At 71.2% G+C, this 25,306-nt stretch carries 26 protein-coding genes; 11 read left to right on the forward strand and 15 right to left on the reverse strand.

Annotation, left to right across the window (positions count from 1 at the left end; all coding sequences use genetic code 11):
* Positions 1–29: 29 nt before the first annotated feature.
* Together ACLBXP_RS12220 and ACLBXP_RS12225 are read right to left on the reverse strand one after the other, a co-directional pair.
* Positions 30–563, reverse strand: coding sequence for an isochorismatase family protein (locus ACLBXP_RS12220; RefSeq protein WP_447667929.1), 534 nt, complete (start codon positions 561–563; stop codon positions 30–32).
* Positions 557–1,186: a TetR family transcriptional regulator gene (locus ACLBXP_RS12225; protein WP_447667930.1), complete on the reverse strand. Its 630-nt coding sequence runs from the start codon at positions 1,184–1,186 to the stop codon at positions 557–559. Before ACLBXP_RS12225 ends, ACLBXP_RS12220 begins: the two co-directional genes overlap by 7 nt.
* A gap of 83 nt (positions 1,187–1,269) precedes the next feature.
* Between ACLBXP_RS12225 and ACLBXP_RS12230 the strand changes: the two genes are divergently transcribed.
* A complete protein-coding gene (locus ACLBXP_RS12230) occupies positions 1,270–2,823 on the forward strand; it encodes a 4-hydroxyphenylacetate 3-hydroxylase family protein (protein ID WP_447667931.1) in 1,554 nt (517 codons plus the stop codon).
* Positions 2,824–2,869: 46 nt separating this feature from the next.
* Here ACLBXP_RS12230 and ACLBXP_RS12235 read toward each other — a convergent pair whose 3' ends face one another.
* From ACLBXP_RS12235 to ACLBXP_RS12270, 8 genes are all read right to left on the reverse strand, one after another.
* A complete protein-coding gene (locus tag ACLBXP_RS12235) occupies positions 2,870–3,034 on the reverse strand; it encodes a hypothetical protein (RefSeq protein WP_447667932.1) in 165 nt (54 codons plus the stop codon).
* 69 nt (positions 3,035–3,103) lie between these two features.
* Complete coding sequence (locus ACLBXP_RS12240) at positions 3,104–3,430, reverse strand: hypothetical protein (protein ID WP_447667933.1); 327 nt, start codon at positions 3,428–3,430, stop codon at positions 3,104–3,106.
* Positions 3,427–3,582, reverse strand: a complete 156-nt coding sequence (locus ACLBXP_RS12245) for a hypothetical protein (protein WP_447667934.1) — start codon at positions 3,580–3,582, stop codon at positions 3,427–3,429. Before ACLBXP_RS12245 ends, ACLBXP_RS12240 begins: the two co-directional genes overlap by 4 nt.
* 179 nt (positions 3,583–3,761) lie before the next feature.
* Positions 3,762–4,199 (reverse strand): EamA family transporter, encoded by a 438-nt coding sequence (locus ACLBXP_RS12250; RefSeq protein WP_447667935.1) that lies wholly within the window; start codon positions 4,197–4,199, stop codon positions 3,762–3,764.
* A gap of 10 nt (positions 4,200–4,209) precedes the next feature.
* Entirely contained in the window at positions 4,210–4,578 is a 369-nt protein-coding gene (crcB, locus tag ACLBXP_RS12255) for a fluoride efflux transporter CrcB (RefSeq protein WP_447667936.1), read from the reverse strand.
* A gap of 121 nt (positions 4,579–4,699) precedes the next feature.
* Positions 4,700–6,955: a xanthine dehydrogenase family protein molybdopterin-binding subunit gene (locus ACLBXP_RS12260; RefSeq protein WP_447667937.1), complete on the reverse strand. Its 2,256-nt coding sequence runs from the start codon at positions 6,953–6,955 to the stop codon at positions 4,700–4,702.
* Positions 6,956–6,965: 10 nt separating this feature from the next.
* Positions 6,966–7,979, reverse strand: coding sequence for an FAD binding domain-containing protein (locus tag ACLBXP_RS12265; protein ID WP_447667938.1), 1,014 nt, complete (start codon positions 7,977–7,979; stop codon positions 6,966–6,968).
* Positions 7,976–8,503, reverse strand: coding sequence for a (2Fe-2S)-binding protein (locus ACLBXP_RS12270; RefSeq protein WP_447667939.1), 528 nt, complete (start codon positions 8,501–8,503; stop codon positions 7,976–7,978). The genes ACLBXP_RS12265 and ACLBXP_RS12270 overlap by 4 nt, the downstream gene beginning before the upstream one ends.
* 242 nt (positions 8,504–8,745) lie before the next feature.
* Between ACLBXP_RS12270 and ACLBXP_RS12275 the strand changes: the two genes are divergently transcribed.
* Positions 8,746–10,134: a M20/M25/M40 family metallo-hydrolase gene (locus ACLBXP_RS12275; protein WP_447667940.1), complete on the forward strand. Its 1,389-nt coding sequence runs from the start codon at positions 8,746–8,748 to the stop codon at positions 10,132–10,134.
* A gap of 249 nt (positions 10,135–10,383) precedes the next feature.
* Here ACLBXP_RS12275 and ACLBXP_RS12280 read toward each other — a convergent pair whose 3' ends face one another.
* Positions 10,384–11,241 carry an FTR1 family iron permease gene (locus tag ACLBXP_RS12280; protein WP_447667941.1) on the reverse strand — a complete coding sequence of 286 codons (858 nt, stop codon included), beginning with the start codon at positions 11,239–11,241 and terminating at the stop codon, positions 10,384–10,386.
* Positions 11,242–11,647: 406 nt separating this feature from the next.
* Between ACLBXP_RS12280 and ACLBXP_RS12285 the strand changes: the two genes are divergently transcribed.
* Both ACLBXP_RS12285 and ACLBXP_RS12290 read left to right on the forward strand, forming a co-directional pair.
* Positions 11,648–11,893 carry a hypothetical protein gene (locus tag ACLBXP_RS12285; protein WP_447667942.1) on the forward strand — a complete coding sequence of 82 codons (246 nt, stop codon included), beginning with the start codon at positions 11,648–11,650 and terminating at the stop codon, positions 11,891–11,893.
* A 164-nt stretch (positions 11,894–12,057) separates the two neighbouring features.
* Positions 12,058–12,519: a hypothetical protein gene (locus ACLBXP_RS12290; RefSeq protein ID WP_447667943.1), complete on the forward strand. Its 462-nt coding sequence runs from the start codon at positions 12,058–12,060 to the stop codon at positions 12,517–12,519.
* On the opposite strand, the gene ACLBXP_RS12295 is transcribed toward ACLBXP_RS12290, so the two are convergent.
* A complete protein-coding gene (locus tag ACLBXP_RS12295) occupies positions 12,491–12,850 on the reverse strand; it encodes a hypothetical protein (protein WP_447667944.1) in 360 nt (119 codons plus the stop codon). The genes ACLBXP_RS12290 and ACLBXP_RS12295 overlap by 29 nt on opposite strands.
* A 65-nt stretch (positions 12,851–12,915) precedes the next feature.
* On the opposite strand from ACLBXP_RS12295, the gene ACLBXP_RS12300 reads away from it, so the two are divergent.
* Together ACLBXP_RS12300 and ACLBXP_RS12305 are read left to right on the forward strand one after the other, a co-directional pair.
* Positions 12,916–13,812, forward strand: coding sequence for a GGDEF domain-containing response regulator (locus tag ACLBXP_RS12300; RefSeq protein ID WP_447667945.1), 897 nt, complete (start codon positions 12,916–12,918; stop codon positions 13,810–13,812).
* Between the two features lie 258 nt (positions 13,813–14,070).
* The gene (locus ACLBXP_RS12305) at positions 14,071–14,727 is read left to right on the forward strand and encodes a response regulator transcription factor (RefSeq protein WP_447667946.1); all 657 of its coding nucleotides are present in this window, start codon (positions 14,071–14,073) and stop codon (positions 14,725–14,727) included.
* A gap of 55 nt (positions 14,728–14,782) precedes the next feature.
* Here ACLBXP_RS12305 and ACLBXP_RS12310 read toward each other — a convergent pair whose 3' ends face one another.
* The gene (locus tag ACLBXP_RS12310; protein ID WP_447667947.1) at positions 14,783–16,198 is read right to left on the reverse strand and encodes a cytochrome ubiquinol oxidase subunit I; all 1,416 of its coding nucleotides are present in this window, start codon (positions 16,196–16,198) and stop codon (positions 14,783–14,785) included.
* A 213-nt stretch (positions 16,199–16,411) separates the two neighbouring features.
* Between ACLBXP_RS12310 and ACLBXP_RS12315 the strand changes: the two genes are divergently transcribed.
* Positions 16,412–17,248, forward strand: coding sequence for a 3-keto-5-aminohexanoate cleavage protein (locus tag ACLBXP_RS12315; RefSeq protein WP_447667948.1), 837 nt, complete (start codon positions 16,412–16,414; stop codon positions 17,246–17,248).
* A gap of 8 nt (positions 17,249–17,256) precedes the next feature.
* Here ACLBXP_RS12315 and ACLBXP_RS12320 read toward each other — a convergent pair whose 3' ends face one another.
* A complete protein-coding gene (locus tag ACLBXP_RS12320; RefSeq protein WP_447667949.1) occupies positions 17,257–18,150 on the reverse strand; it encodes a DUF4399 domain-containing protein in 894 nt (297 codons plus the stop codon).
* A gap of 343 nt (positions 18,151–18,493) precedes the next feature.
* On the opposite strand from ACLBXP_RS12320, the gene ACLBXP_RS12325 reads away from it, so the two are divergent.
* Positions 18,494–20,182: an SUMF1/EgtB/PvdO family nonheme iron enzyme gene (locus ACLBXP_RS12325; RefSeq protein ID WP_447667950.1), complete on the forward strand. Its 1,689-nt coding sequence runs from the start codon at positions 18,494–18,496 to the stop codon at positions 20,180–20,182.
* Here the strand turns inward: ACLBXP_RS12325 and ACLBXP_RS12330 are convergent, their stop codons facing one another.
* Complete coding sequence (locus ACLBXP_RS12330) at positions 20,183–21,463, reverse strand: O-acetylhomoserine aminocarboxypropyltransferase (RefSeq protein WP_447667951.1); 1,281 nt, start codon at positions 21,461–21,463, stop codon at positions 20,183–20,185.
* 174 nt (positions 21,464–21,637) lie between these two features.
* Here ACLBXP_RS12330 and ACLBXP_RS12335 point away from each other — a divergent pair, with 174 nt between their 5' ends.
* From ACLBXP_RS12335 to ACLBXP_RS12345, 3 genes are all read left to right on the forward strand, one after another.
* The gene (locus ACLBXP_RS12335) at positions 21,638–23,269 is read left to right on the forward strand and encodes an ABC1 kinase family protein (RefSeq protein ID WP_447667952.1); all 1,632 of its coding nucleotides are present in this window, start codon (positions 21,638–21,640) and stop codon (positions 23,267–23,269) included.
* 297 nt (positions 23,270–23,566) lie between these two features.
* Positions 23,567–24,853 (forward strand): sensor histidine kinase, encoded by a 1,287-nt coding sequence (locus ACLBXP_RS12340; RefSeq protein ID WP_447667953.1) that lies wholly within the window; start codon positions 23,567–23,569, stop codon positions 24,851–24,853.
* A gap of 56 nt (positions 24,854–24,909) precedes the next feature.
* On the forward strand, positions 24,910–25,233 hold the full coding sequence (locus ACLBXP_RS12345) for a YnfA family protein (RefSeq protein WP_447667954.1): 324 nt from the start codon (positions 24,910–24,912) through the stop codon (positions 25,231–25,233).
* Positions 25,234–25,306 lie beyond the last annotated feature (73 nt).

Raw genomic sequence — 25,306 nt, forward strand, 5'->3', positions numbered from 1 at the left:
CGTCGATCGGCCGGATCCTCCCGGACCCGCTACTTCACGAGCCGGATCGCGTCGCGGAAGCGGGGATGCCGGGCGGTGCCGAGCCACTCGAACACCGCCATCTCGGTGGTGACGATCTCGGCGCCGTGGCGCGCCATCCGCGCGAGCGCGGCCTCTCGGTTCTCGGGACGGCGCGCACCGAGCGCGTCGGCGACGAGGAAGACGCGGCGGCCCGCACCGATCAGGCCGAGCACCGTCTGCAGCACGCAGACATGGGCCTCGCAGCCCGCCACCACGACGTCCCGGTCCGCCGGCAGCCGCTCCAGGAAGCCCGCGCTGCGCACCGCGTCGAACGTCATCTTGTGGGCCGTGACCTCCGGCGTCGCGCCGAGTTCCGCGACGGTGGGCCCGAGGCCGCCCGCGTTCTGCTCGGTGAACAGGACGGGCACCCCGAACAGGCCGGCTGCCTCGATCAGGCGCCCCGCATTCGCGATCACCTGCTCGGCCCGGTCGATCGCCGGCATCAGCCGGGCCTGGATGTCGACGACGAGGAGGATCGAGCGGTCGGCGGAGAGCGTCAGCATGGCGGAGGGGCCCGGAGCGAGGCGATGCGCAGGTGGAGATACGCCTCCATGAGGTCTGCGGCGGAGGCGTCGAACATCCGGATCCGCCCCGTATGGAGCAGCAGGAGGAGGCCCGTGGCGTGGGCGAAGACGTCCGCCGTCAGCATCCTGGCGGCGCGCTGCCCGGCGCCCAGCGCTTCGGCCGCCTGGGCGATGGGCAGGAGCGCCGCCTCCAGGGCCGCGTTGAGGCGCTCGTCGCGCGCGCGGCCGAGGCCCGCGGGCCGCAGGCCGCCGCGGAACAGGTAGAAGCCGAGGTCGAGGTCACGCGGGTTCTCGGCGTAGAATCGGAAGAAGGCCATCGCGGCCGCGTGCAGCCGCGCCTCGGGGTCCGCCTCTGCCACGGAGACCCCGGCGACGGCCGCGGCCAGCGCACCGAGCGAGTCCTCTAGGACCTCGGCGTAGATCGCCTCCTTCGAGTCGAAGTGGAAGTAGAGCGCCGCCGGCGTGTAGCCGGCCCGGGCCGCGATGGCGCGCAGGCTCGCCCCGTCGAGCCCCTCGGCCTCGAACACCGCCCGCGCGGCTTCGAGGATCAGGTCCCGCTTCATCGCCGCGACGGCGGCCCTTCGCCCGGATCTGTCGGCCAACGCGCGCGTCTCCCCTTGACGAAAATCTAACGCTGTTCGATTTTTCGCACAAGGGAAGCGATCGCCCACCGGGAGGGACCCCCATGCTGATGAGCGCCGACGAGTACCGCGAGTCTCTCCGTGCCTACCGGCCGCGGGTGTTCGTCAACGGAGCACGCGTCGAGAGCGTCGCCGACGACCCTAACTTCCGCCCCGGCATCAACGCGGTCGGCATCACCTACGACCTGGCACGCCGGCCCGAGCACGAGCGCCTGATGCTCGCCCGGCAGGGGACCTCCGGCCGCACCGTCAACCGCATGTTGCATATCGACGAGACGGGCCAGGATCTCCTCGACAAGCTCGAGGCCGTGCGGCTCGTGTGCAAGATCTCGGGCTGCGCGCAGCGCTACCTCAGCCACGACGCCCTGAACGGGCTGTTCCAGGCGACGAAGCGCACCGATTCCGTCCACGGCACCGACTACCATCCGCGGCTCCTCGCCTACCTGCACGACGTGCAGGCGCGGGACCTGACCCTCGGCGTCGCAATGACGGATGCCAAGGGCGACCGGGCCAAGCGCCCCGGCGCGCAGGCGAACCCGGACACCTACGTGCACATCCGGGAGCGGCGGCCGGACGGAATCGTGATCTCGGGCACCAAGGCGATCGTCACCGGCGCCCCCTACATGCACGAATTCCTGGTGATGCCGTGCCGCACCCATGCCCCCGAGGACGCCGCCTGCGCTGTCGCGTGCGCGGTGCCGATCGATGCGCCCGGCGTCACCATCGTGGCGCGGCCGGCCGGCCGCCCCGGCGAGGCCGCCGCGAAGTTCTCCGGCACCTACGGCCAGTCGACCGGCGTGGTGATCTTTGAGGACGTGTTCGTGCCCCACGAGCGCGTCTTCCTGGCGGGCGAGACCGAGGAGGGCGGCTTCCTCACCACCACCTACGCCACCCATCACCGGCATTCCTGCATCGGCGCCCGGGCGGGCTTCGGCGACCTCCTGATCGGCGCGGGCGCCCTGATGACCGAGGCGAACGGGCTCGACCCGGACCGGCACGGCCATATCCGGGAGGCGATGGTCGAGCTCATCGCCATCACGGAGGGCTTCTTCGCCTGCGGCGTCGCGGCGTCCGTGTACTGCGCGCCGGACCCGGCCGGGTCCGTGATGCCGGACCCGGTGTTCTCGAATATCGGCAAGCTCCTCCTCGCGACCCGCATCTACGACATGCACCGGATCGCCCACTACGTCTCGGGCGGCCTGATCGTCGCGCTGCCCGGCCCGGACGAGGACCACAACCCGGAGACGCGGGCCTCCCTGGAGGCGGTGCTGGGGGCGCGGGCGGACATCCCGATGGACCGCCGCATGGCGGTTTCGCGCCTCGTCGAGGATCTGACGGTGAGCCACCAGGGCGGCTGGTACTCGGTGATCTCGCTGCACGGCGGCGGTTCGCCGGAGGCCATGAAGCGCGAGATCTGGCGCAACTACCCGGTCGGCGAGAAGGCCGCCCTGGTGAGCAGCCTCCTGGACCGCGGGCTCGCCGCCGACAACGCCCCGACCACCCGCCAGCCCGGCCGCTGCTGCGCGACCGGCTGCACGCCGCCGGCCCAGGGACCGGAACAGGGACACTTGCAGGGGCAAGCCCAGGCCGCGGAGTGAGGCGCGGCCTGGGCACCAGGGGCGCCTGCGTCGCGCCCGGTGACGGTCAGCGGATCGCCGGATCCGCCGTGACGCTCACCATGGGCAGCGTCACCGCGGCGCTCGCCGGCGGGAGCGGATGGGGCAGCGCCATCGCCGTGAAGGCGGCGAGCGCCAGGGCGAAGCCGAGGGCGAGGAGCGAGGCTTCGAGGCCGCGATAGAGGGCATCCATCGGCTGTCTCCCGGTCGAGGGGCGGTGCCCATCATCGGCCGGGAGTGTGAGGGAAACGTAACCGCCGGATCAGGCCCGGCCCGCCGCCGGCATCTCGGCGAGGGTCCGGTGCGGCGGCCGCAGCAGGGCCGCGGCGAGCTGCGCCTCCAGCACGATCAGGTCGCTCTCGCGATCGGGCTCCCAGCCGCAACGGCAGCCGGCCGGCCCCTCGTGCGCGCGGGCGATCTGGTCGTAGATCAGGCCGATGGTCCGGGCCGCGGCTTCGAGCGCGGCCATCGGCGGCATCGGGCGATGGCCGAGCGTCTTCCAGAAGGCGCGCATGAGGGCGAGTTCCAGTTCGGCCTGGTCCCGGCGCTCCGCCTGCTCGCAGGTCCCGGCGGCGAGGCCGGCACTCACCGCTTCGCCTCGCGGTGCACCGCGGCGACGGGAGAGGCCCCCGTCACGTACTCGATCAGGGCGGGCAGCTTGTGCAGGCGCAGGTCGAGGCAGGAGCCATCCCACCACGCGAGCCGCGCGCAGCCCCTGATCAGGTTCAATGCTCCCGCCATCCCGGCCTCCATGCCCACGGCGCGGACGGGGCCCGCACCGGGCCTCGATCGGCGCGCTGAAGACATGATCTGCTCGCCAGGATGACGCAAGGCCGGGACGCAATATTGGAGTTCTTTGAAATTTGCGCTCTCTGATCTTAAAACCGCTTCAGATTATAGTCGTTCTATTCGCGCGCGAATCACCCGCGCCACGCCACCAGCACGGCACCGGCGGCGATCAGCGCCACCCCAAGCCAGTTCGGGACGGACAGGGACTCGCCGAGGAAGAGCGCGCCGAACACGGCGACCAGCACGACGCTCAGCTTGTCGAGCGGCGCCACCCGGGCGGCCTCGCCGAGCGAGAGGGCCCGGAAGTAGCAGAGCCAGGACGCACCGGTGGCCAGGCCCGAGAGCACGAGGAGTGCGAGCGCCTGGCGGGGAACGGCCGCGAGCGCCGCCCCCTGCCCGGTCGCCGCGACGATGGCCCCGGCGAACAGGAGGATGACGGCCGTCCGCAGGAGCGTCGCGACGTCCGGGGGCACCTGCGCGACGCCGGCCTTGGCGAGGATCGCGGTGAGGGCCGCGAAAACCGCCGAGAGCAGCGCCCAGAAGCGCCAGGATTGCAGCAGATCGGCCATCGCCTCCCTCTCAGAGCACCGCGCGCATCAGCGCCAGGCCCGCGAACAGTCCGGCGAGGCCGAGCACGACGGAGCCGACGATGTAGAGGAGCCCCGCGCCGAGGTCGCCCCGCTCCAGGAGCAGGACCGCTTCGAGCGAGTAGGACGAGAAGGTGGTGTAGCCGCCGAGGATGCCGGTGGCGACGAGGAGGCGCAGCTCCTGCGAGGAGCCTCGCGCCGCCGCCCAGCCGGTGAACAGGCCCATCAGCACCGAGCCGGTGACGTTGATCGCGAAGGTGCCCCAGGGAAAGTCGGATCCGATCCGGAGGGCGGTGAGGCCGACGGCGTAGCGGGCCATGCCGCCGATCCCGGCGCCGAGGAAGACCAGCAGAAATCCCATGCGGCGTGCCGAAGCCCCCATGTCGCCCGCGCCGCATCTCGCGTGCCGGGCCGGACGGGTCAAGGCTCCGCGGCCTCACGAGGTCGCGGAGCGCCGGCCGGCGGGGATCATCGCACGGCCGTCAGCCGAGCACCTTGTCGATCGTGATCGGCAATTCGCGGATGCGCTTGCCGGTGGCGTGGTAGACCGCGTTCGCGATGGCGGCGGCCGTCCCGACGATGCCGATCTCGCCGAGACCCTTCACGCCGAGGGGGTTCGCCTTGTCCTCCTCGTCCACGAAGATCACGTCGATGTCGTAGATGTCGGCGCTCACGGGCACGTGGTACTCGCCGAGGTTGTGGTTCATGAACCGGCCGAGGCGGTGGTCGAGCATCGACTCCTCCTCCAGCGCCGAGCCGATGCCCATCACCACGCCGCCCAGGATCTGGCTGCGGGCCGTCTTCGGGTTGAGGATCTTGCCCGCCGCGATGGCCGAGACCACGCGGGTGAGGCGGATCTGCCCGAGTTCCTCGTCGACCTTCACCTCCACGAAGATCGCCGAGTGGGTGTAGGCCTCGTAGGCGTCGTTGAAGTCCTTGTCGGGCGCGCCCTCGGCGGTGGCCTCGAGCCGGTCGACGCCGCCCGCCCGCATGGCCTCCACGAGCGAGACGCTGCGGGAGGGGTCGCCCGCGACCTCGATGCGGCCGTTCGTGAACGCGACGCGGTCGAAGTCGACGTTGGCGAGCGGCGAATTCTCCATCTGGCGGGCGAGCCGGAAGGCCTGCTGGCCGACGTCGCGGCACGCCTTCATCACCGCGGTCCCGGAGGAGGCCGCCGTCCAGGAGCCGCCGGCCACCGGCGCCTCGGGGAGCCGGGTGTCGCCGAGCTTCGTCGTCACGTCGTCCATGGTGAGGCCGAGGGTGTCGGCGGCGATCTGCGTCAGGATCGTGTAGGTGCCGGTGCCGATGTCGCCCGTGGAGTTGCCGACCTCGAGCCTGCCGTCCGCCGTCAGGATGGCGTGGGCGGAGGACTGCATCATCATCGATTCCCAGACGCCCGTGGCCATGCCCCAGCCGACGAGCTCGCGGCCCTCGCGCATGGAGCGCGGCTCCGGGTTGCGCCGCGCCCAGCCGAACCGCTCCGCGCCCTGCGAGAAGCAGCTCTTCAGGGCCTTCGAGCCGAAGGGCTTGCCGCCCGCCGTGCGGTCGGACTCCGTGTAGTTCTTGAGGCGCAGCGCGATCGGGTCCTGGCCGGTCGCGTAGGCCAGCTCGTCCATCGCGGTCTCGATGGCGAACACGCCGGTGACCGCGCCGGGGGCGCGCATGTCGCCCGGCGTGAACATGTCGAGCTTGGCCAGGCGGTAGGTCAGCTCGACGTTGTCGCACTTGTAGAGCACACCCGACCAGTTGACGACGACCTCCTGATAGTCCTCGAAGTGCGAAGTCCCCTCGATGGCGTCGTGGCGCAGGGCCTGGAGCGTGCCGTCCGGGTCGGCGCCGAGCGTCACGGTCTGCAGCGCGTCCGGCCGGTAGGTGAAGGTCCACATCTGGTCGCGGGTCAGCACCACGCGGACCGAGCGCTCCAGCTCGCGGGCGGCCAGCATCGCGAGGAAGAGCTGGTATTGCGGCCGCAGGCCCGAGCCGAAGCCGCCGCCCAGATACGGGTTCATCACCCGCACGTCGTCCTTCTTCAGGCCGAACACGTTGGCGAGGTAGGCCTGGCTGTTCGAGACGCCCTGGATCTTGTCGTAGACCGTGTACTTGCCGTCGCCCTCGTAGACCACCGTCGAGGCGTGGGGCTCCATCGGGTTGTGGTGCTCGATGGCCATCCGGTAGTCCTCGCGCACCTTGATCGGCGCCTTGTCGAAGGCGCCGTCCGCGTCGCCCCAGGGCTTCGGCGGCGGCTTGATGCCCTCGCGGTCCATGGGCGGCCGGTAGGCGAAGTCGCGCGCCGCTTTCGTGTCGGTCACGGGATCCTCGGCCTCGTAGTCCACGGCGACGAGGGTGGCGGCGTGGCGCGCGGTCTCGAAGTCCTCCGCCACCACGAGGGCGACGGGCTGCCCGCTGTAGACGATCTTGTCGTCGTAGAGCGCCCGGAACGGCGAGCCGGGGGGCGCCACCGCATCCTGGTAATTGTAGTCGAGGAAGGCCGTGCGCGGCCGGTTTTCGTGGGTGAACACCTTGAGGACGCCCGGCACCGCCTCCGCGGCGGAGGTGTCGATGGAGCGGATCCGCCCCTTGGCGACGATGCTCGACACGACGGTGCCGTGGGCGAGGCCCGGCGCCTGGAACTCGCCCGCGTACTTGGCGAGCCCCGTCACCTTGGCGGGGCCGTCGACGCGGCTGCGGGGGGTGCCGACGAAGCTGTCGCGGCCGGTTGAAGAGAAGGTCTCGGTCATCGGAAGGCCCTCACTGGATGCGCTTGTCGGTGAGCGACTGCGGCGTGCCGGCGGCGGCCTGTTCGAGCCCCCGCACGATCGCGCGCCGCGCCAGCTCCACCTTGAAGCCGTTGGCGGATTGCGGCTGCGCCTCCGACACGATGCGGTCGGCGACGAGCCCGAAGCTCTCGCGGGTGGCCGGCTTGCCGACGAGGAGCGCCTCCGCCTCGCGGTTGCGCCAGGGCTTGTGGGCGACGCCGCCGAGGGCGAGGCGGGCGGTCTTCACCGTGCCGTCCTCCACCGCGAGGGCGGCCGCCACCGAGACCAGGGCGAACGCGTAGGACAGCCGGTCGCGCAGCTTCAGGTAGGTGTAGTGGCCGGAGAAATCCTCGTCCGGCAGATCGACCGAGAGGATGATCTCGCCCGGCTGGAGGGTGGTGTCCGTCTCGGGCGCGTCGCCCGGCAGGCGGTGGAAATCCGCGAAGGCGATGGAGCGCTCGCCCGCGGGTCCGCTGACCCGCACGCGCGCCTCCAGGGCGGCGAGCGCCACGCACATGTCGGAGGGGTGCGTGGCGATGCACTTGTCCGAGGTTCCGAAGATCGCGTGAATGCGGTTGACGCCGCCGATCGCCGGGCAGCCGGAGCCGGGCAGCCGCTTATTGCAGGGCGTACCCGTGTCGTAGAAGTAGTAGCAGCGGGTGCGCTGGAGCAGGTTTCCGCCCATCGTGGCGGCGTTGCGCAGCTGCGCCGAGGCGCCCGCCAGGATGGCGTTCGCCAGCAGTGGGTAGCGCGCCCGGACCCGATCGTCGTAGGCCGCCTGCGCGTTGGTGACGAGCGCCCCGATGGACAGGCCGCCGTCGCGGGCCTCGATGCCGTTCAGGGGCAGGCGCGTGATGTCGACGAGGCGGCCGGGCCGCTCGACGTCGTACTTCATCAGGTCGAGGAGGTTGGTGCCCCCGGCGATGAAGCGCGCCTTCGGGTCGGCGCTCAGGGCCTGCACGGCCTCCGCGACGGTGTCGGCGCGGACGTACTCGAAGCGGTTCATCGGGCGCCCCCCTGGTTCATGACGTCCTCGATGGCGTCGACGATGTTGGTGTAGGCGCCGCACCGGCAGATGTTGCCGCTCATCGCCTCGCGGATCTCCTCGCGCGACCGGGCGTGGCCCTCGCTCATCAGCCCCACGGAGGAGCAGAGCTGGCCCGGCGTGCAGTAGCCGCACTGGAAGGCGTCGTGCTCCACGAAGGCTTCCTGGATCGGGTGCAGGCCGTTCGTGCCGGAGCGGCTGGCGAGGGCGGCGAGCCCCTCGACGGTGGTGATCTCGGCTCCGTCCTTCATCACGGCGAGCGTCAGGCAGGCATTCACCCGGGTGCCGTTCACCAGCACCGTGCATGCGCCGCACTGGCCGTGGTCGCAGCCTTTCTTGGTGCCGGTGAGGTCGAGGCCCTCGCGCAGGAGGTCGAGCAGCGTCGTCCAGGGCGCGACCTGAAGCTCGCGCTCCTGCCCGTTGATGGTCAGGCGGATGCCGATGCGGGTGTCCGCCGGGACCGGCGAACCGCTTTCGATGAGCATGGTGGCGAGTCCCGTGCGTTGGGGGCCCGCATCGCACGCGGCGCGTGACGGGCCGGACGAGGGGCGTGCGGAGGGGCGGCAGGCCGGGCGCGCCGTGGCGCTGCCGTGGCACTGCCGTTCCTGCCGATAACAATTCCAATCTGCGCCCGTTCCCCCGCGCGGCCGCCCGCCGCGGCGTTTCCGTTTCGGGCGCCGCTCGGGTAACCCTCCGGGACCCGCCGATCTCGCCCGAAGGACGTCCGATGGCAGCGCTCGACCCGATCCTCAACGACATCGACCGCGACCTCGACAATGCGCTCGACCGCCTGTTCGATTTCCTGCGGATCCCCTCGATCTCGACGGACCCGGCCTACGCGGAGCATTGCCGCGCCGCGGCCCGGTGGCTGGAGCGGGACCTCACGGCGCTCGGCTTCGCGACGACGGTCGAGGAGACCGCGCTGCATCCGGTGGTGCTGGCGCACGCGCCCCGCCCCGGCACGCCGCACGTGCTGTTCTACGGGCACTACGACGTGCAGCCGGTCGATCCGCTGAACCTGTGGGAGACGCCGCCCTTCGAGCCGCGCCTCGTCACCGGCGCGGACGGCGCGGCGCGGATCGTCGGGCGCGGCGCCTCCGACGACAAGGGCCAAGTGATGACCTTCATCGAGGCCTGCCGCGCCTGGAAGGCGATGGCGGGGGAGCTGCCCTGCGGGGTCACCATCCTGATCGAGGGTGCGGAGGAGAACGGCTCCCAGGGCCTGCTCGAATGGGTGGCGAAAAACCGCGACCGGCTCGGCGCCGACATCGTCCTCGTCTGCGACACCTCGATGTGGGACCCGGCCACGCCCGCCATCACGACGTCCCTGCGGGGCCTCGCCTACTTCGAGGTGAAGGTCCGGTGCGCCGACCGCGACCTCCATTCGGGCTTCTTCGGAGGCGCCGCCCGCAACCCGATCCACGTGCTGTCGCGCATCCTCGCCGACCTCCACGACGCGGACGGGCGCGTCGCGCTGCCGGGCTTCTACGAGGGCGTGCGCGAGACGCCGCCCGAGGTGCTGGAGCAGTGGCGCGGCCTCGATCTCAGCCCGGAGAAGTTTCTGGGCCCGATCGGCTTGAAGGAGCCGGCGGGCGAGCGCGGGCGGATGCTGATCGAGCTGATCCAGTCCCGACCGGCCTGCGACGTGAACGGCATCATCGGCGGCTACACCGGCGAGGGCACCAAGACGGTGATCGCGGGCGAGGCCAGCGCCAAGGTGTCGTTCCGGCTCGTGGACGACCAGGATCCGGAGGCGCTCGCCCGCAGCTTCGAGAGCTTCGTGCGCGCCCGCATCCCCGCCGACTGCTCGGTGGAGGTGATCTGCTACAAGGGCTCCCGCGCGATCGCCCTGCCCTTCGACATGCCGGAACTGTCCGTCGCCAAGGCGGCGCTGGAGGCCGAGTGGGGCCGGCCGCCGGTCACGGTGGGCGCCGGCGGGTCGATCCCGATCGTCGGCGACTTCAAGCGGCTGCTCGACCGCAACACCCTGCTGATCGGCTTCGGCCTCGACGACGACCGCATCCATTCGCCGAACGAGAAGTACGACCTGCGGAGCTTCCACAAGGGCACCCGCTCCTGGGCGCGCATCCTGGCGGCCTTCGGCGGAGTGGCCTGAGGAATCTCACTGTGCTGCCGGCCGCGCCTGCGCGGCGGCTTCCAGTTCCCGCGGCGATCCCTGGAGGTCTCCTTCGAGGCTTCGCTTCGCTGCGCACCTCAGGATGAGGTCGCGGGTCGGGGAAACACGGACGGCGTCTCCCACCCTGCGACCTCATCCTGAGGTGCCCCCGTGAGGGGGCCTCGAAGGAGGCCTCCAGGTCCCGCCGCGATCCCCGGCACCCGCTCCAACCGCGAGCGGGGCCAGCGCTCAGCCGACCCGGGCCGGCTTGGCCGCCGCGTACTTGCCGTCGACCTTGCCGTCCACCTTCGGGTCGGCGGCCTTGCCGCGGCCGCGCAGCCACCAGGTGCCGAGGCACGCCAGGGCGATCAGGACCAGAACGCCCTGCGCGCCGATCGCTTCCCAGGTGCCGTTGTTGAGGCCGATGTTCGCCACGATGGCCGGGACGCCGTCGCTGCTGAAGGGCAGGACGGCCTGCTCCTGGAACTCCTGGATCGCCTCGCTGACGAGCTTGAGGCCCATGATGAACAGGAAGGCGGAGGTGACGAGGAACATCGGCCGCAGCGGCAGGCGCAGGGCCAGCCACTGCATGGCGACGAACATCGCGACGAGGGCGAGGGCCGCGACCCCGAGGCCGGCGAGGAGCGAGCCGTCGAAGCCGTTGGCGCTCTTGGCGAGCGCGTGGAGGAACAGGACGGTCTCGGCGCCCTCGCGGAACACGGCCAGGAAGGCGATACCGGCCAGCGACATCACGGTGCCGGCCCCGAGCGCCCGCTCGGCCATGCGGTTGAGATCCGCCTGCCAGGCCCGGGGATCCTGCTTCAGGAACAGCCAGCCGCTCATGTAGAACATCAGCGCCGCCGCCGCGAGCATGACGCCCGCCTCCATCAGGTCGTTGTGGGCGCCGTCGAAGTAGGTCTCGAACACCCAGGCCATGCCGAGGCTCGCGAGCGCCGCCGCCCCGGCGCCGAGGTAGAGCGGCGTGATCTTCTCCGAGGCGCCGGCCCGCCGGAGGAAGGCCGCCAGCGCCGCGATCACCAGGAGTGCTTCGAGGCCTTCCCGAAACAGGATCGTGAAGGCCTGAACGAACGTCGAGCCGTCCGCCATGATCGATCTCCAGTTTGGAAGCGTTCAAATCAGGCGCGGAAAATCCTGTACCCGATTTGCAAAGATTAGAAATGTTCTCAAAAAGGAACGGCAGAGCGCGAGACCTGGCCCAAGACCTGGGATGAGTCCGCGCTCTGCTTCACAGCGCCCTGCCTATAGCTGCCGGCCACGCGCCGCAAGGTCGCCGGGGGCGACCGCGCGCGTGCCCAAGCAGCAGGATCGTCGCACCAGGGGGGTTCGCCGCCATACTAACGCCACACAATGTCAGGGCCGGAGCCTCCGCGCTGCAACCGAACGGGCCGCTCGGGGATTGTTGGGGCAGAGAGATGCGGCACGTGAAGCCGCACCCCCATGTCCAGGCCACAAGGGCGTGCCCCGAGGTGGGTGCGTAGCGGGATTCACGACGATGACGCGCACGACGATCACCACCGCCGGCTTCTCGGCGGCCCTCCTCCTCATGGCCGCCCTGCCCGTCGCGGCGGCGCCGGCGGCCGACCATGGACCGACCCGGGTCGCCGAGGCGAGCGACCCCGTGAAGCCCGCGGCGGCGGTCGAGAACGAGGAGGACAACACCAATTGCAGCCGCGCCCGCCGTCGCCTCTGGGTCGAGGGCGAGGGCTGGATCGTCCGCCGCATCACGACCTGTCGCTGACGGGGCCACCCGTCGCGGCCTGTGCACGGCCGCCGGCTCAGCACTCTGCGCGGCTGGTCCTCCGGGCCGGGCCGGAACGACCCTCACGGCCTGCCGGTTCTCGCCTAAAGCGTTCGCGCCAAGATTCGCGCCGAGACCCGAAACCCCGTGTTGGAGTGATCCCGATGCCGCAAACCGGCCTGCCCCGCCTGATCCTGGCCGCCACGATGCTCGCCGGCCTGACCGGGCCGGTCCTGGCCTACGACGCACGGTTCGCCGGCCGGGGCTACGGCGCGCCCTACGGATACGCCGAGCAGGGCGCCGTGGGATACGGCTACGCGGACGAGGCGGTGCGGGGCGCCTACGTGGGGGCGCCCCTGACGCGCTTCCCGCGGCCGAGCGAGATCGTCCCCTCCCCCTGGAGCTACGGCACCTACGGCATCCCGACCGTGACGGGGATCCCCCGTGCGCCCGTCGGCACCCCGACCATCACCGTCATCAACGCCGACCGGCCCGCCGCGCGAAGCCCGCGGAACACCTCCGCGCGAGTGATCAACCGGGGCCGCGACGGCGCCTGGTCGCAGGCGGACACGGCGCCCGTCGAGGGCGGCCCCCGCATCATCTCGGTGTCGGTGCCGCGTCGCTGAGCGCGGCGAACCACGCCGCGTAGCGCGTGTTGCGGGCGAGGCGGCGCGTTTCGTCCGGCGCGCCGTCCGTCCACCAGACCGGGCCCCGCTCGCCGAGCCCGACCTTCGCGGCATCGACGCCCGCCCGCGCGGCAGCCAGGGCCTCCGGGTCGGCCGTCCGCTTGGCCGTGGCGACGGCCCTCCGCGCCCGCATCAGGTCCGCGACCAGCGCGCTGCGCCGGTCCTCGCTCAGGCCCGGATTGGTCCGGCGCCAGAGGCGTCCGCGCACGACGATGTAGCGGCCGTCCGGCGTGACGGGCGGCGGGGCGTGTGAAGGGGACGCCTCAGGCATCTTCGCCCGGCATTAAGCTTTCGGTGCGACGGTCTCTGCGTTCGGGAAGTTGTACTGGGACTGCCATGCACGTCGTGATCGTCGATTCGAGCCGCGTGGTCCTGAAGATCGTGTCCGGCCTCCTCGAACCGCGCGGACATCGGGTCGATGCGTTCACGGATTCCGAGCAGGCGCTCGCCTTCCTGGCCCAGACGCCGAGCGTCCGGGTTCTGATCACCAGCCTCGAGGTCCGGCCGATGACCGGTCTCGAACTGTGCTGGTCGGCCCGGCTCCTCGCCGAGGCGCGCCGGCCCCTCTACGTGATCACCATGTCCTCGGCGCGCAACGCCCGCAACCTCGCCGAGGCGCTGGACAGCGGGGCGGACGATTTCATCGAGAAGCCGCCCGGCGCCGAGGAGCTGCACGCCCGCCTGCGGGCGGCCGAGCGCCTGACGTCGATGCAGGGCGAGCTGATCCGCCTCGCCGAGACCGACCCGCTCACCGGCCTCCTCAACCGGCGCGCCTTCTTCGCCCGGACCCGCGACGCGGCCGATCAGGTCGGCAACCACGGCCGCATGGCCGCGATCTGCGTCGACATCGACCACTTCAAGCGCATCAACGACGAGCACGGCCACGATATCGGCGACGCGGCGATCCAGGGGGTCGCGCGGATGCTCGCCGAGGACGGCATCGTGGGCCGGCTCGGCGGCGAGGAGTTCGCGGTGGTGCTGCCGCACAAGAGCCTCGACGAAGCGGAGGCCGCGGCCCGGCGCCTCTGCGGCCTCGCGCGCGACCTGCGGTTGCGCGGGCGCCGGGGGCCGATTCGCCTCACCTGCAGCTTCGGGGTGAGCGAGTGGAGCGAGGGCGAGACCGTCGAGGGCCTGCTGAAGCGCGCCGACATCGCGCTCTACGAGGCCAAGACCGGCGGCCGCGACCGCGTGGTCTCGGCGACGACCGACCTGATCCTGGCACGGGCAGGCTAAAACGCCGCCGTGCCAGTCCTCGCTTCGTAGATGCCTCACCGCGCGACGGTCATGGCGGGAGATGGCACGAAACGGAACGGCTTCGGTTAACGGCCCTGTGCCATCCGGGCACACGAAAACCGGAAATTTACTATCCCAATGCTTAATTAACTCTCTCCCACGCCGTTTTGGCCCGCTCCCGTCGTGGAACGAGTCTTGAAGTCTACCTACGCAACCCAGCCCACTTGTTTCGGGCCGGGAAGCGAGGGGAAGACCGGCATGAGTAGAGCCGTTGGAGTCCTGATCATGGACGAGCCGCAGGGGCTCAGTCCGACGTTCCGTGCAACCCTGGAGCACATGCCGTCGCTCCGGACGATCGACGAGGCCGATCTCGCGCGGACCGACACCGACAACGCCGTGGCCCTCGTCTTCGTGGACGAGACCCGGATCGCCGATAGCATCGCCCGGGTCTCGGCCCTGAAGGACCGCCTGCCCCACCTGCGCACGCTGGTGGCCTTCCAGGCGCTCACCGCCGGCGACCTGCGCGAGCTGATGGCCGCGGGCGCCGACGCCTTCGTGGCCCGGGCCGCGACCCCCCGGGAGGTCTGCACCGCGGTGCTGGCGCTCGCCGAGGGCATGGGCCGGCTCGTGGAGGGCGAGGCCGCGGCCGCGCAGCCGGAGGCGAGCGACGGCCTGGGGCTGACGCCCCGCGAGGCCGAGGTCCTGCGCTTCCTCAGCGCCGGTTTCAGCAACAAGGAGGTCGCCCGCCGCCTGGCCCTCAGCGTCCGGACGGTCGAGACCCACCGGCTGAACCTGCGCCGCAAGACCCAGACGGGCCGCCTCAAGGACCTCGTCTCCCTCGCCCGCCAGCTCGGCCTCGCGCCGGTGGTCGATGCCGACACGCCGCGCCGCCCCGGCGGCCCGTCGCGGCATTGAGCGCCGGTGCACCGGGAGCGCGACGACCCACGTCGGCTCCCGGTCGAGACCGGCGTCAGGCCGGGTTCGGCTTCAGGTCCTCGTTGACTGCCGAGAGCGGACGCTTGGGCTTGGCCGCCAGCGAATCCCCCCGCACCGCCTCCTCCAGGGGCTCCGGTCCCTTCCTGAGGAGCTTGGCGAGGTAGTAGCTGCCGAAGCCGAAGATGATCGCATAGGCGATCAGGAACGCGATGAGGGACGTCGTCACCGCCTGGGCGGTGAGCGGCGAGTGGGCGTCGGCGGTGCGCAGCTGCCCGTAGACGATGTAGGGCTGGCGCCCGATCTCGGCCGTGAACCAGCCGAACAGCACCGCCCCGAAGCCGGAGGGCGTCATCAGCATGGCGCAGGTCAGGAAGACCCGGTTGGAATAGAGGGTGCCGCGATAGCGCAGGAGCAGGTGCCAGAGGCTCAGGCCCAGCATCGCCATGCCGATCGCGACCATGATCCGGAACGAGTAGAAGACCGGCCAGACCGGGGGGCGCTCGTCGGGCCGCACGTCCTTCAGCCCCGGCACCACGCCCGAGAAGTCGTGGGTGAGGATGAAGCTGCCGAGCTTCGGGATGCCGATCTCGAAGTCGTTGCGCTCCTCCTTCATGTTCGGGATCGCGAAGAGCAGCAGGGGCATGTCCGCCTGCGTCTCCCAGTTCGCCTCGATCGCGGCGAGCTTCGTCGGCTGCAGCTTCAGCACCGCGAGGCCGTGCGCGTCGCCGACGAAGATCTGGATCGGCGTGCAGATCACCGCGAACCACATCGCCATGGAGAGCGAGAGCCGGGCCCCCGCGACCTTGGCGGGCGGCTCCTTGCGCCCGCGCAGGATCATCCAGGCCGACATGCCCGCCACCGCGAAGGCGGTGGTGAGGAAGCAGCCGAGCACCATGTGGGCGTAGCGGATCGGGAAGGACGGGTTGAAGATCACCTTCAGCCAGTCGGTGGCCACCGCCCGCCCGTTCTCGATCGTGAAGCCCGCGGGCGTCTGCATCCAGGAATTCGCCGACAGGATCCAGAAGGCCGAGATCAGCGTGCCGAGGGCCACCATGCAGGTGGACAGGAAGTGGAGCCGGTCGCCGACGCGGTCCCAGCCGAACAGCATGATCCCGAGGAACCCGGCCTCCAGGAAGAAGGCGGTGATCACCTCGTACTGGATCAGCGGCCCGAGCACGTTGCCGATGAAGTCCGAGTAGCGCGACCAGTTGGTGCCGAGCTGGTAGCTCATCACGATGCCCGACACGACGCCGAGGCCGAAGGACACCGCGAAGACCTTCACCCAGAACCGGTAGAGGTTCCGGTACATCGGGTCGCCGGTCCAGAGCCACTGGCCTTCGAGGCGGGCCAGGAAGCTCGCGAGCCCGATCGTGAAGGCCGGGAAGATGATGTGGAAGGCCATGGTGAAGCCGAACTGGATGCGCGAGAGCGTGAGCGCGTCGACGTCCATGGCTCGTCCTTCCCTGCAGCCGGCGGCAACCCGGCTCCGCGGATTCGATTTTATTCCGGTTCCAACCTATCCCGGTTCCAGGCGCCCGGGGCAAGGCGCGCGCCGTGCGGCTCCGCGGCGCAACGCCCGCCCGAACGGCGCGGCGGGACGCAGCGGGTTTCCGGCGGCCGGGCTATAATCCCGCACCAGCCCGGAAGCCGAGGAGGCCGCTCCATGCCCAGTCCATCCCCCGTCGTCGTCGCCGTGGCAATCACCGGCTCGGTCCCGCGCAAGGCCGACAACCCGGCGGTCCCGATCTCGGTGGCGGAGCAGATCGCCTCGACCCGGGAGGCCTACGAGGCCGGCGCGACGCTCGCGCACATCCACGTCCGCAACGACGACGAGAGCCCGTCCTCCGACCCGGATCGCTTCGCCGCCGTTCAGGAGGGCCTGCGCCGCCACTGCCCCGGCATGATCGTCCAGTTCTCGACAGGCGGCCGCGGACGCGACCCGAGCCAGCGCGGACTCTCGCTCGGACACCGGCCGGACATGGCTTCCCTGTCCACGGGCTCCGTCAACTTCCCGACGATCGTCTACGAGAACCACGCGACGCTCGTCACGGACCTCGCGACGCAGATGCGGGACTTCGGGGTGCGCCCGGAGATCGAGATCTTCGACCTCTCCCACCTGCACGGCGCCAGGCGCCTCGTCGAGGCGGGGCTGATCGATGCGCGCCCGCACGTGCAGTTCGTGATGGGCGTGCAGAACGCGATGCCGGCCGAGGAGCCCCTGCTCGACAGCCTCCTCGCGGAGCTGCGGCGGGTGCTGCCCGGGGCGACGTGGACGGCGGCCGGCATCGGCCGCAACCAGGCCGTGGTGATGGACTGGGCCCTGGCGCGCGGCGCGGATGCGGTGCGCACGGGGCTCGAGGACAACATCCGGATCACCCGGGACCGGCTGGCGGCCAGCAACGCCGAGCTCGTCGGGCTCGCCGTCGCGGCGGTGGAGCGGCACGGGCGCCGCGCTGCGACGCCGGCCGAGGCCCGCGCCGCCCTGGGGCTGGCGGCCTGATTCGCCCGCTACCGGCGCTGGCGCCGGTGCGCCTTCGGCCGCCGGCCCGTCCGGGTGACCGTCACGCGGATCACCTCGGACATCACCGGCGGGTTGTGGGGCACGTGATCCGCGTCGGCGAGGACGAGCTGCAGGCTGTGGGTGCCGAGCGGCAGGGTGACCTGCGCCTCGGTCTGCCCGAGGCCGAAATGCAGGTGCTCGAAATCGTTCGGGATGCGCTCGTCGGGCGAGCGGAGGGCCGCATCGATCAGGAGGTGGTGGTGCCCGGTATTCGCCTTGTCGAAGCCCGCCGGGGCGACGCCCATGCCGGTCAGGCCGAACCGGATCAGGGTCTTGCGCGCCACGACGTTACCGTTGCGGGGCTGGACGAAGTAGACCCGGGCGCCCGGAGGCGAGGGCCGCCGCTGGGCGGCACCGGCCGCGGCGGTGGGTGCCGGCGCGTCGGGTGAGGCGACCCGGACCTTGATCACCTCGGAGGCGACCGGCGGGTTGTGGGGGATGTGGTCCTTGTCCGCGAGGAGGAGCTGGAGGGTATGCTCCCCCGGCGGCAGGTCGACCTCGGCCTCGGTCTGACCGGCACCGAAGTGCAGGTGGTTGAAGTCGTTCGGGATCGGCCGGTCCGGGGGCGGCATCGGCACGTCGACCAGGAGGTGGTGGTGCCCGGAATTCGGCCGGTCCGAGCCCGCCGGCGCGACGCCCATGTTGCGCAGGCCGAAGCGGACCATCGCCTTCGGCGGCAGAACGCTGCCGTTCTTGATCTCGATGAAGTAGACGGCGGCCCCCGGGGGCGACGCCGTCGGACCGGGTTTCCGGTCCTCGGCGCGGGCCTCGCAGCAGGCGAACAGGAGGACGAGCGCCGCGCCGGTACCGGCGAGCGCCTCCCGAATTCCGGAACACGTCACGCTGTCCCCCGGTGTGGCGGGCCAATCGAAACCTGCCCGGCCGCTCGGATCGACGGCATTCGGCGGCGAGCAGCGCGAGAACGACCTGATACGGCACTCGGAAACGCGAAGCTACTACGCCGAATTGTGTATCACGTCACAGATCCTCCGCAAGAGAGCATGCGAGACCGGTACAACCCGCGGGCGACTATTGCGTACTCTCCGTTTTCGCAGCACCGTGGCCCAAGCCATGCCGAAGGCCCAAGCCCTGCCAAGCCCCAAAGCCCTGTTCAGCCCCAGGTCGCCCCCGATGCCAGGACAAGCCGCTGAGGACGTCGTCGCGAAGCCGCGGATCCGGCGCAGCTTGGCCGCGTGCGGATGCCTCCTCGTGCTCGCGGCCGCGGCGCTCCAGGCCCTCACGGGCTCGGCGCAGGCGCAGAACCCGATCGGCGCCGGGCGCCGATTCGCCCTGGTCATCGCCAACAACCGCTATCCCGATGCGCCGGGACCCCTGCCGACGATCGCCAAGGACGGGCGCCTCCTCGCCGAGGAATTGCGGCGCAGCGAGTTCGACGTCGACTTGCGCGAGAACCTGCGGCGCGAGGACACCCAGGCTGCCCTCGATGCCTTCTACGCCAAGCTCAATGCCGGCTCGGCGGCGCTCGTCTATTTCGGGGGCTACGGCATCCAGGTCGGCCGCCAGACCTACCTCATCCCCGTCAACGCGCAGATCTGGTCCGAGACCGAGGTGCGCCGCGACGGGCTCAGCCTGGATGCGATCCTGAGCGAGCTGAACCGGCGCGGCGCCCGCGTGAAGATCGCGGTGATCGACGCCGCCCGGCCGAACCCCTTCGAGCGGCGCTTCCGCGCCTCCTCGGCCGGTCTCGCGCCGGTCGACGCGCCCGAGGGCACGCTGGTGCTGTTCTCCGCCCCACCCGGCAAGGCGGTGCGGGAGGAGAGCGGCGATGTCAGCCTGTTCATGAGCGAGCTTGGCAAGGAGCTGCGCGCGCCGAACATCACCGCCGAGGAAGCCTTCTCGCACACCCGCATCGGCGTCTCCCGCGCCTCGAAGGCCGAACAGGTGCCCTGGGTCGCCTCGTCCCTGAGCGAGGAATTCCGCTTCGCAAGGAATCCCACCGCGTCCGCGATGCCGGCCCCGGGAACTTCCGCGCGGGCCGACGAGCCCGAGCCGCCGCGCCCGCAGCGTCGGCCGCCGCCTCCCCCGCCCGCGGAGCCGGAGCGCCAGGCCGCGCCGCCGCCGGCGCCTCCCGTCGTCACGGCCGCCCTGCCGCCCCCCGCCCCGCCGCCGTCGCGCGCACCCGAGCCCGCACCGCGCGCGGCCCAGAGCCTGCGCGACTGCGAGGGCTGCCCCGAGATGGTGCCCCTGCCGCCCGGGAGCTTCGAGATGGGCGCGGCCGCAACGCCCTTCGACCGACCGGTGCACCGCGTGACGCTCGCAAAGCCCTTCGCCATCGCGCGGCGGGAGACGAGCGTCGACGAATGGCGGGCCTGCGTGGAGGCCGGCGCCTGCAAGTACCGGCCGAGCCCGGCGGACGCGCAGCCCGGCAGCCGGCCCATCACCAACGTCAGCTGGTTCGATGCCAAGGAATACGTCGCCTGGCTCACCGCGAAGACCCGGCAGACCTACCGCCTGCCGAGCGAGGCGGAGTGGGAATACGCCGCCCGGGGCGGGTCCGGGACCGCCTTCGCCTGGGGCGCGCAGGTCGGCGACGGCCGGGCCAATTGCCGGGACTGCCGCCGGGTCGCCAATCCCGAGCTCACCGACGTGGCGAGCTTCGCGGCGAACGGCTTCGGCCTGTTCGACATGGCCGGGAATGCCGCCGAGTGGGTCGAGGATTGCTGGAACGAATCCTACCGCGGGGCCCCCCCGGACGGGGCGCCCTGGACGCAGGGATCCTGCGGCCAGCGCGTGCTGCGCGGCGGCTCCTTCGACAGCACGGCGACTTACGTCCGCCCGACGGCCCGGTTCCGCTACGACGCCGACGTTCGCTACTACGCCAACGGCTTCCGGGTCGTCCGGGCGCTGCCCTGATCAGCCCGCGAGCGCCGCGTCGAGGTCCGCGATTAGGTCGGCCGGATCCTCGAGGCCGATCGAGAGGCGCACCACCTCGGGACCCGCCCCGGCGGCGCTCTTCTGGGCGTCGGTGAGCTGGCGGTGGGTCGTCGAGGCCGGGTGGATGATCAGCGAGCGGGTGTCGCCGATGTTGGCGAGGTGCGAGAAGAGCTGCAGGTTCGAGACGAGCTTGACGCCCGTCTCGTAGCCGCCCCTCAGCCCGAAGGTGAAGACCGCGCCCGCCCCGTTCGGCGTGTAGCGCCGGGCCAGCGCGTGGTAGCGGTCGGTCTCGAGGCCCGGATAGCTGACCCACTCCACCGCCGCGTGCCGGCTGAGGTGCGTCGCGACCGTCAGGGCGTTGTCGGAGTGGCGCTGCATGCGCAGGGGCAGCGTCTCGATCCCGTTCAGGATCAGGAAGGCGTTGAAGGGCGAGAGCGCCGGGCCGAGGTCGCGCAGGCCGAGCACCCGCACCGCGATGGCGAAGCCGAAATTCCCGAAGGTCTCCGACAGCACCATCCCGGCGTATTCGGGCCGCGGCTGCGAGAGCATCGGGTAGCGCGCGTCGCCGGCCCAGTTGAAGGAGCCGCCGTCGACGATCAGGCCGCCGATGGAGTTCCCGTGGCCGCCCAGGAACTTGGTGGCCGAATGCACGACGATGTCGGCGCCGTGCTCGAAGGGCCGGATCAGGTACGGCGTCGCCATGGTGTTGTCGACGACGAGGGGGATGTTGTGGCGCTTGGCGATGGCCGCGAGCGCCGCGATGTCGGTGATGACCCCGCCCGGGTTGGCGATCGACTCGCAGAAGATCGCCTTGGTGCGCGGCGTGATCGCCCGCTCGAAGGAATCGGGATCGTCGGTGTCGGCCCAGACCACGCCCCAGCCGAAGTTCTTGTAGGAGTGGTTGAACTGGTTGATCGAGCCGCCGTAGAGCTTGTTGGCCGCGATGAACTCGTCGCCGGGCTGCATCAGGGCGTGCATCGTCAGGAACTCGGCGGCATGGCCCGAGGCCACCGCCACCGCCGCGGTGCCGCCTTCCAGCGCCGCGATCCGCTCCTCCAGCACCGCGTTCGTCGGGTTGGTGATGCGGCTGTAGATGTTGCCGAAGGCCTGCAGCCCGAACAGCGAGGCGGCGTGGTCGACGTCGTCGAACACGAAGCTCGTGGTCTGGTAGATCGGCGTCGCCCGCGCGCCGGTCGCCGCATCGGGGCTCGCACCCGCGTGGATCGCCAGGGTGTTGAAGCCGGGTAGGCGGTCGGTCATCGGTCTCTCCTCGGGCTGCGGCACCGCGAGCGACGGTTTACGCTCCCCGCCGAGAACGGCGCAAGGCGCGCGCCCGGACGACCGGGTCGCTGGACCCGCGACCCTAAAAAAGTCTTCAAGCTGGCGCTTTGCCGGGCGCACGTCCTCCTGGCGCATGAACGGGTCATCCGCTCGATGTTGAAAACCGCCTTCGTTGCCGCGCGCGACCGCCAGAGGTTGTCGGAGATCGCCACGATCCTGATCGGCTTCGGCGTGACCAAGGTCGTGGATCGGCTGGGGCTGCGCTACCTGCCGTTGATTCCCCGGCGCACGCCGCGCGTCGACGTCACGCGCCTCTCGGAGCCCGAGCGCCTGCGGCGGGCGATCGAGGCGCTCGGACCGACCTTCATCAAATTCGGCCAGGTGCTGGCCAGCCGCCCCGACCTCCTCTCGCCCGCCTGGACGGAGGAGCTGGAGAAGCTCCACAGCCAGGTCTCGCCTCTGCCCTGGGACGTGATCCAGCCGCATCTCGAAGCCGACCTCGGCGCCTCGCCGCACGAGGTCTTCGCCGAGTTCGACACCGACCCGATCGCCTCCGCCTCCATCGCCCAGGTCTACCGGGCACGCCTCCACACCGGCGAGGAGGTGGTCGTGAAGGTGCTGCGGCCGGGCCTGCGCAAGATCATCGACGCGGACCTCCGCCTGATGGCCCACGGCGCCCGCATCGTCGAGACCGAGTGGCCGGACATGGCCCGCTACCAGCCTCGCGAGCAGATGCGCCACCTCGCGGCCGGCCTCAACGGCGAGCTCGACCTCCTCAACGAGGCGCGCAACTGCGAGCTGCTCGCCCAGATCTTCGACGAGCGGGACGACATCGTCTTCCCGAAGATCCATTGGGAATGGTGCTCGGAGCGGGTGCTCGTCCAGGAGTTCATCCACGGCATCTCGCCGACCGACGAGGCCGCCCTGGCGGCGGCCGGGGTCGACAAGAAGCTCCTCGCCCAGAAGGGCACCGACGCCTTCCTGCGCATGGCCCTCATCGAGGGCGTCTTCCACGCGGACCCGCACCCCGGCAACCTGCTGGCGCTCCCCGGCAACCGCATCGGCTTCATCGATTTCGGCATCATCGGGCGCCTCTCGCAGAAGCGGCGCAACCAGCTCCTCGTCCTGATCGGCGCCATGCTCAAGCAGGATGCGGACGGGCTGATGGCCGTGCTCCTCGACTGGACCGGCGCCAGCAACCCGGACCTGACCCGTCTCGAGGCCTCCGCCCAGGCCTTCGTGGAGAGCCACTCGTCGATCCCGCTCAACCTCGGGCTCGTGCTCACCGATTTCATGACCATGGCCCGCGAGAACGACCTCGCGATGCCGACCGACCTCGCGATCCTGTTCAAGGGCCTCGTCACCGCCGACGGCGTAATGCGCCACCTCGATCCGAATTTCGACCTGTTCGCCGCCGCGGGACCGACCGTGCGCACCACGATGCAGCGGCAGTTCTCCCTGAACGGCCTCAAGCGGAAAGCCGAGGCGCTCGGCGTCGGGCTCTACGGCGCGGCCTCGGAGCTGCCGACGCTGATCCACCTCATGCTGGTGCGCCTGAAGCAGGGGCGCGTCACCGTCGAGATCGAGGTGAAGGGCCTCGACAAGGTGACGCGCGGCATCGAGCGGGCGGCCGCGCGCGTGGCCGTCGCCCTGGTGGTCGCGGCCTTCGCCACCCAGCTCGCGCCGCGCCTGATCGATCTCGGCACGCCCGTCTTCATCACCATCGGGATGGTCGTCTTCACCCTCGGGGTCGGATGGCTGGTGCTGCTTGGGCGGAACAAGTGATCGCGCCTGGCGCAATTCCGTCTTCAGTCGATCCGACGCCCGGAACTCTTTTCGCAATATAGTTTACTTGCAGCCGGGCGCGATCGTGCTAGCCTCGTGCCATTACCGAATCGCGAGCCGCAGAGGGCCTCGCCGGCACGAGAAACGGCCTGAGCCGTCCGTGCCCGGCGACGCGTGGGCCCAGCGTAGCAACGCCTCGCCGATCGGCTGATCGACGCGCCGTGCCGGGCGCCCGGGATCAACCGGGGCCGGAGCCGACGGGCGCGGATGGGGTGTGCGGTGGGCTGCACGAGCATCTTGAGCTACGGCCTCGGCGACGAGCGCCGCGTCGCCTCGCTTGAGGCCGAGAACGCACAACTGCGTGCGCTCCTGGCTCAGGCCTGCCTGAGGGCTGAGGCAGAAGCCGAACGCAACAGCCGCCTCGGCCAGATCTTCGCCGCCGAGCGCAGTGCGAGCCGCGCCGAGGCGGACCGGGCCTCGGCCGAGACCGAGCGGATGCGGGTCGCCGCCGCGCACACGGTCGCGCTGTACCGGCGCGACCTCGCGGCCGGCGCGGCGCGCCTCGCGAGCGCGCAGGAGCTGAATGCGCGGCTTCGGGCGAGCGAAGAGTTCAACCGCCGCATCCTCTGGAGCAGCACCGACTGCGTGAAGGTGCTCGATCTCGACGGCCGCCTGATCACGCTGAGCGAGAACGGGCCGAGCATCTTCGGCGTCGCGAACTTCGCGGGCCTCATCGGGCGGCCGTGGGTCGGCTTCTGGTCCTGTCCGGAGAGCCGCGAACAGGTGATGCGGGCGCTCGACGAGGCGCGGGCCGGCCGCTCCGGACGCTTCCAGGCGATGCTGGGCGCCGCCGGTACCGACGCCGCGCCGACCTGGTGGGACATCGCGGTGGCACCGATCAACGGGAGCGATGGACAGCCCGAGCGCATCCTCGCCGTCTCGCGGGACATCACCGACCTGAAGCAGAACGAGGCCCGCCAGACGCTGCTGATGCAGGAGCTTGCCCACCGGGTGAAGAACACGCTGGCCCTGGTGCAGGCGGTGGCCACGCAGACATTGCGCAATGCCAGCTCCCGCGAGGCCGCAGGGGAAGCCCTGAGTGCGCGCCTCGTCGCGCTGGCGCAGGCCCACGACGTGCTGCTCCAGGGCTCCTGGTCGAGCGCGGACCTGCGCGGCCTCGTGAACGGCGCGATCATTCTGCACGGCGACGGCGCGCCTGGCCGCTTCCGCATCGTCGGCCCCGACGTGACCCTCGGGCCCCGTCCCGCCCTGACCCTCGCCCTGATGCTGCACGAGCTCGGCACCAACGCCGCCAAGTACGGCGCCCTCTCGGTGCCGGAAGGTCACGTCACGGTGAGCTGGCACCTCGCGGGCGGGGAGGACACCGAGCGCCTGCACCTGCGCTGGGAGGAGGCGGACGGTCCCTCGGTCGCGCCGCCGACCCGGACCGGCTTCGGATCGCGGATGATCGAGCGCAGCCTGATCCACAGCTTCGGCGGCGAGGTGCATCTCACCTTCCCGCCGACCGGCGTCGTCCTGACGCTCGATGCTCCGCTCTCCGCAGCTTTGGGCACGGCGGCCTGAGGCTGCGCGGTCTGGCGGGAGCTTGCTCCGCCTGCCCCACCATGGAAGGAGGCCGCATGGCTTCCTTCCTCCTCTACGCCGCGGCCGCGCTCGCCGAGATCGCCGGCTGCTACGCGTTCTGGGCCTGTCTGCGCCTCGGCCGGTCCACGCTCTGGCTGCTGCCGGGGCTTGCCGCCCTCGCGGTGTTCGCCGCGCTGCTCGCCCGCGTCGACAGTGAGGCAGCGGGTCGAGCCTATGCGGCCTATGGCGGCGTCTACATCGCCGGGGCCCTCGTCTGGCTCTGGGCTGCCGAGGGACAGCGGCCGGACCGGTGGGACGTCGCGGGCGCCGCGATCTGCCTCGCCGGAGCGGGGGTGATCCTGCTCGGCCCCCGCGGCTGAGCCCGGCTCAGTCCGTCCCGCAGAGCCAGGCCGCTTGGCCGGCGGACCAGGGGCGGGATCGTGCGACTGCGCC

The sequence above is a fragment of the Methylobacterium sp. A54F genome, from assembly GCF_053346035.1.